The organism is Streptomyces solincola (genome assembly GCF_002982015.1).
GTDB classification, from domain to species: domain Bacteria; phylum Actinomycetota; class Actinomycetes; order Streptomycetales; family Streptomycetaceae; genus Streptomyces; species Streptomyces solincola.
This window is the reverse complement of sequence record NZ_PVLV01000464.1, coordinates 1-5,697: the sequence shown is the minus strand read 5'-3', so window position 1 is coordinate 5,697 and position 5,697 is coordinate 1. Positions and strand designations below refer to the sequence as shown.

At 74.5% G+C, this 5,697-nt stretch carries 4 protein-coding genes; 3 read left to right on the top strand and 1 reads right to left on the bottom strand.

What is annotated here, in order from left to right; translation table 11 throughout:
• Positions 1-1,145 (bottom strand): PucR family transcriptional regulator ligand-binding domain-containing protein (locus tag C6N75_RS24635; RefSeq protein ID WP_105871093.1); only part of this gene is annotated, 1,145 nt, incomplete at its 3' end.
• Positions 1,146-1,333: 188 nt separating this feature from the next.
• Between C6N75_RS24635 and C6N75_RS24630 the strand changes: the two genes are divergently transcribed.
• The 3 genes from C6N75_RS24630 to C6N75_RS24620 form a co-directional block, all read left to right on the top strand.
• Positions 1,334-2,818 (top strand): sodium:solute symporter, encoded by a 1,485-nt coding sequence (locus tag C6N75_RS24630; RefSeq protein WP_105871092.1) that lies wholly within the window; start codon positions 1,334-1,336, stop codon positions 2,816-2,818.
• Positions 2,819-3,051: 233 nt separating this feature from the next.
• Entirely contained in the window at positions 3,052-4,056 is a 1,005-nt protein-coding gene (gene speB, locus C6N75_RS24625; RefSeq protein ID WP_105871091.1) for an agmatinase, read from the top strand.
• A partial coding sequence (locus tag C6N75_RS24620) for a thiamine pyrophosphate-binding protein (RefSeq protein WP_105871090.1) occupies positions 4,053-5,697 on the top strand: 1,645 nt, incomplete at its 3' end. The genes speB and C6N75_RS24620, both read left to right, overlap by 4 nt.

The following is a 5,697-nucleotide window of genomic DNA, read 5'->3' as shown; positions in this document are numbered from 1 at the left end:
GCGGCGGGCAGGTCGGCGGGGGTGGAGGGGGCGCTGACGCCGACGGTCCAGCCGGGGTGCTCGGCCACCTCGTGCCCGTGCGGGAGAAGGGCTCGCACGGTGCCGTCGGCGGTGTCGAGGAGCGGGGTGCCGAGTGCGGGCGGCGGGCCCTCGCCCTGGGCGTGGACCACGGTCCAGGGCGCCGGGCCCAGCGCGGCGGCCGCCTCGGCGGGGGCGGCGCCCAGCAGCAGCCTGACCAGCGCGGCGGTACGGGTGGCCTCGTCGGCGCCCTGGTGGCGGGCGGTGAGCAAGGAGAGCAGGACGACGGCGACGCCGGCCACGGTGTGGTCGCCCGGCTCGCGGGAGCCGGTGGCCACGCCGAGCGCCAGACCGCGGGTGCCGCCGAGGGCGTACGCGGTCAGGTGCGTGCCCTCCACGGTGTCGGCGGCGGAGGCGGTGCCCGCCGCGGCCCGGGCGGCGAGGCGGTTCAGGGCCGACTCGACGGGGTCGGGCAGCGGGCGGCCGGCCGCCGCGTAGGGGCGTCCGTCACCCGCGTACAGTACCGTGCGGCCCGGCAGTCGGGAGGCCAGCGCGTGGAGGACGGCCGGGACCGGATCGGGGCGGGCCGCGGCGGTGGCGAGCGCCTGCTGCGCCTCGGTGACCCGGCGCAGCTCGCGGTGGCGGGCCTGCCCCATCAGCCGCCACACCGCCCGGCCCACCGCGGTGAACGTGGTGCGCGGCGGGACTTCGAGGAGGGGGAGGCCGGCCCGGGCGCAGGCCTCGACCAGGGCGTCCGGGACGGTGTCGTAGACCGGGGCCACGCCGAAGCCGAGCGCCGCGCCGCCCGCCGCGACGACCCGCTGGGCGTACGACCGGGCGCTGCGCTCGGGCTCGGCGAGCTGCACGCCGGCGGTCAGCAGCAGCTCGCCGCCGAGCAGGTACGGGAGCGGGTCGGCCATCTCCGAGGTGTGCACCCAGTGCACCGCGACGGCCGCCGGATCGTCCGCGCCGGCCACCAGCCGCAGGCCCAGCTCCTCGTCCGCGAGCAGGGCGGAGAGCGGGATGGCGGGGCCGGGCGGCGGGGCGCCGCCTGCCGGCGAGGACGTCGGGAGCGGCGAGGACGACCGGAGCGGCGAGGACGTCGGGGGCGTCGGGGGTGTCGTCATGGATGATTCCTCCGTCCAGCTCACTCCGGATGGAGGAAACGTACACTTCAGGGTCGCTTTCCGGCCACCTAAGGTCGTGCCGACCGGCGGCCGCGGGTACGGGCGGATGTCCCCGCAAGCGCCACCGGGACCGCGGAACCGCACACGTCCCCGCACGACACGCCACCGAGGTGAGCGAAGGAGGCCCCATGGCCGTCGACTACGCAGTGATCGTCCTCTACCTGGCCGGAATGCTGGCCATGGGCTGGTGGGGCATGCGCCGCGCCAGGTCCAAGAGCGAGTTCCTGGTGGCCGGACGCCGCCTCGGGCCCGGGATGTACTCCGGGACCATGGCCGCCATCGTCCTCGGCGGCGCGTCCACCATCGGCGGCGTCGGTCTCGGCTACACCCACGGCCTGTCCGGCGCGTGGATGGTCGTCACCATCGGCTTCGGCCTGCTCGCGCTGTCGCTGTTCTTCTCGGCGCGGATCGCCCGGCTGAAGGTCTACACCGTCTCCGAGATGCTCGACCTGCGCTACGGCGGCCGGGCCGGGGTGATCTCGGGCGTGGTGATGTGGGCGTACACCCTGATGCTCGCGGTCACCTCGACCATCGCCTACGCCACGATCTTCGACGTGCTGTTCGACCTGCCGCGCTGGGTGGCGATCGTCATCGGCGGCTCGATCGTGGTGGCGTACTCCACCCTCGGCGGCATGTGGTCGATCACGCTGACCGACATGGTGCAGTTCGTGGTCAAGACCATCGGCGTGCTGCTCCTGCTGCTGCCGATCGCGGTCGTCAAGGCCGGCGGCTGGGCCGAGATGAAGGCGCAGCTCCCGGCCGACTACTTCGCGCCGCTGGGCATCGGCGGTCAGACGATCTTCACGTACGTGCTCATCTACACCTTCGGCATGCTGATCGGGCAGGACATCTGGCAGCGGGTGTTCACCGCCAAGGACGACAAGGTGGCCCGCTGGGGCGGCACGGTCGCCGGCACCTACTGCCTGGCCTACGCGGTCGCGGGCGCGGTGATCGGCACCGCCGCCAAGGTGCTCTACCCGGACCTGGGCAGCCCGGACGACGCCTTCGCCACCATCGTCACCGACGAACTGCCCGTGGGCGTGCGCGGGCTGGTGCTGGCCGCCGCCCTCGCCGCGGTGATGTCCACCTCCTCCGGCGCGCTGATCGCCTGCGCCACCGTCGCCAACAACGACATCTGGTCCCGGCTGAAGGGCGCGGTGAAGGGCGGCGACGGGGGCGGGGAGCTCACGGACGCCCGGGACGAGGTCAAGGACAACCGGACGTTCATCCTGCTGATGGGGGTGGCCGTCGTCCTCATCGCCATCGCGCTCAACAACGTCGTCGAGGCGCTCACGGTCGCCTACAACCTGCTGGTCGGCGGGCTGCTGGTGCCCATCCTCGGCGGACTGCTGTGGAAGCGCGGCACGGTGTACGGGGCGCTGGCCGCGGTCGCCGTCGGCGGGCTGACCGTGGTCGGGCTGATGGCCGCCTTCGGGGTGCTGGCCACCGAGCCGATCTACTACGGGCTGCTCGCCTCGCTCGCTGCCTACCTGGTCGTCTCGCTGGCCACCCCGCCCACCGACCCGGCGGTGCTCGCGGCCTGGAAGGAGCGGCTGGCCGGGCGCACGCCGCAGGACGCGGAGACGGGCGCGGCGGCGGCGGCCACCTCATGACGGCGGCGGCCGGAGCGGGCCACCTCATGACGACGGCGGCCCCGGCCGCCCCGTGACGGCGGCGGCCGGAGCGGGTTCCGGCGCCTTCCCGGCCGCCCCGTGACGGCGGCCGGAGCACGGGCCGGACACGACTACAGTCAGACCCGGACCCAAAAGGTCGGATAAGACCACAAGCGGTCACGGGAACACCCGTGGCCGCGGCAGCAACGCAGCAGCAGAGGAAGGCCCTGGACATGAGCAGCACCGGCAGCAACGGCACGCCGCGCGGCCCCGTCGACTCGTCCCGCATCCCGCGGTACGCCGGACCGGCGACGTTCGCCCGGCTGCCGCGCCTGGACGAGGTCGGCCGCGCCGACGTCGCCGTGGTCGGCGTCCCCTTCGACTCCGGCGTCTCCTACCGGCCCGGCGCGCGCTTCGGCGGCAACGCCATCCGCGAGGCCTCCCGGCTGCTGCGCCCCTACAACCCGGCGCAGGACGCCTCCCCGTTCGCCCTCGCCCAGGTCGCCGACGGCGGCGACATCGCGGTCAACCCGTTCAACATCAACGAGGCCGTGGAGACCGTCGAGGCCGCCGCCGACGACCTGCTGGGCACCGGCGCGCGGCTGATGACCCTGGGCGGCGACCACACCATCGCGCTGCCGCTGCTGCGCTCGGTCGCCAGGAAGCACGGCCCGGTCGCCCTGCTCCACTTCGACGCCCACCTGGACACCTGGGACACCTACTTCGGCGCCGAGTACACCCACGGCACGCCGTTCCGCCGGGCCGTGGAGGAGGGCATCCTCGACACCTCCGCGCTCTCCCACGTCGGCACCCGCGGCCCCCTCTACGGCAAGCAGGACCTCACCGACGACGAGAAGATGGGCTTCGGCATCGTCACCTCCGCCGACGTCTACCGGCGCGGCGCCGACGAGGTGGCCGACCAGCTCCGCCAGCGCATCGGCGACCGCCCGCTCTACATCTCCATCGACATCGACTGCCTCGACCCGGCACACGCCCCCGGCACCGGCACCCCCGAGGCGGGCGGCATGACCTCCCGCGAGCTGCTGGAGATCCTGCGCGGGCTGGCCTCCTGCAACCTGGTCTCCGCCGACGTCGTCGAGGTCGCCCCGGCCTACGACCACGCCGAGATCACCTCGGTGGCCGCCTCGCACACCGCGTACGAACTGACCACCATCATGTCCCGGCAGATCGCCGCCGCGCGCACCACCTCGAACGACACGGAGGCTGACGGCAAGTGACCCACGACCACGACCTCGTCCTGCGGCCCACCGCCGCCCAGACCGAGGCGGCCCTCAACCCTCCCGCGGGCCGCACCGGCGGCGACCTCGTCGTCGAGACGCTCGCCGGACTCGGGGCCACCACCGTCTTCGGGCTGCCCGGACAGCACGCGCTCGGCATGTTCGACGCGCTGCGCCGCTCGGACCTGAGGTACGTGGGTCTGCGGGTGGAGAACAACGCGGGCTTCGCCGCCGACGCCTACGGCAGGATCACCGGCGAGGCCGCCCCGCTGCTGCTCTCCACCGGCCCCGGCGCGCTGATGTCGCTGGCCGCCCTCCAGGAGGCGGCCGCCGCCAGCGCGCCGGTGCTCGCCGTCGGCAGCCAGGTCCCGGCCGCCGGGCTCGGCGGCGGCCGCCACGGCTACCTGCACGAACTGCGCGACCAGCAGGCGTCGTTCCGCGACATCGTCAAGTCCGTGCACACCGTGCGTACGCAGTCGCAGATCCCGTCCGCGATCGCCGCCGCCTGGCAGTCCGCGCTCACCGCGCCGCACGGCCCGGTCTGGGTGGAGATCCCCCAGGACGTCCTGCTGGCCGAGACCACCCTCCCGGTCGTCACCGCCCTGGACGCCACCCCCGACGAGGTCGTGCCCCGGCCCGAGCTGACCGCCGTCGCCGCCCATCTGCTGGCGAACGCCGAACGCCCGGCGATCATCGCGGGCGGCGGAGTGGTCCGCGCCGACGCCTCCGGCAAGCTGCTCGCCCTCGCCGAACGCCTCAACGCCCCCGTCGTCACCACCTTCGGCGGCAAGGGCGCCTTCCCCTGGGAGCACCCGCTGTCCCTCCAGTCCTGGCTGGAGGACCGGCACACCACCGACTTCCTGGAGGACGCCGACGTCCTGCTGGTCGTCGGCTCCGGCCTCGGCGAACTGTCCTCCAACTACCACACCTTCGCCCCGCGCGGCCGGGTGATCCAGATCGAGGCCGACGCCGGGAAGCTGGAGTCCAACCACCCCGCGCTCGGCATCCACGCCGACGCCCGGCTCGCCCTCACCGCCCTGCTGGAGACCGCCGAGCCCCGCCCCGCCCGCGGCGACGCCGAGCGGGTGCGCACGGTGCTCGACCAGGTCCGCGACCGCATCGCCGCCCAGGAACTCACCCTGGAGCAGCGGCTCCTGGCCGACGTCCGGGCGGCCCTCCCGGATGACGCGCCCAGCTTCTGGGACATGACGATCCTGGCCTACTGGGCCTGGTCCGCCTTCGACGCGCGGCGCCCCAACACCATGCACACCGCCCAAGGCGCCGGCGGCCTCGGCTACGGCTTCCCGGCCGCGCTCGGCGCGGCCGCGGCCGAACCGGGCCGCCCCGTCCTCGCCGTCTCCGGCGACGGCGGCGCCATGTACTCCATCGCCGAACTGGCCACCGCCCGGCAGTACGGCCTCGACGTCACCTGGCTGATCGTGGACGACGGCGGCTACGGCATCCTGCGCGAGTACATGACCGACGCGTTCGGCGAGGCGACCGGCACCGAACTGGCCCGCCCGGACTTCACCGCCCTCGCCGAGTCCTTCGGCGTCCCCGCGGTGCGCACCAGCCCGGACGCCCTCCGCGAGGACCTGACCAAGGCCCTGTCCACCCCCGGCCCCTCGGTCGTCGTCCTCC

Bases quoted from the DNA above. Each gene is read 5' to 3' on its own strand.
- C6N75_RS24630 (WP_105871092.1), top strand. From the start codon at position 1,334: ATGGCCGTCGACTACGCAGTGATCGTCCTCTACCTGGCCGGAATGCTG.
- speB (WP_105871091.1), top strand. From the start codon at position 3,052: ATGAGCAGCACCGGCAGCAACGGCACGCCGCGCGGCCCCGTCGACTCG.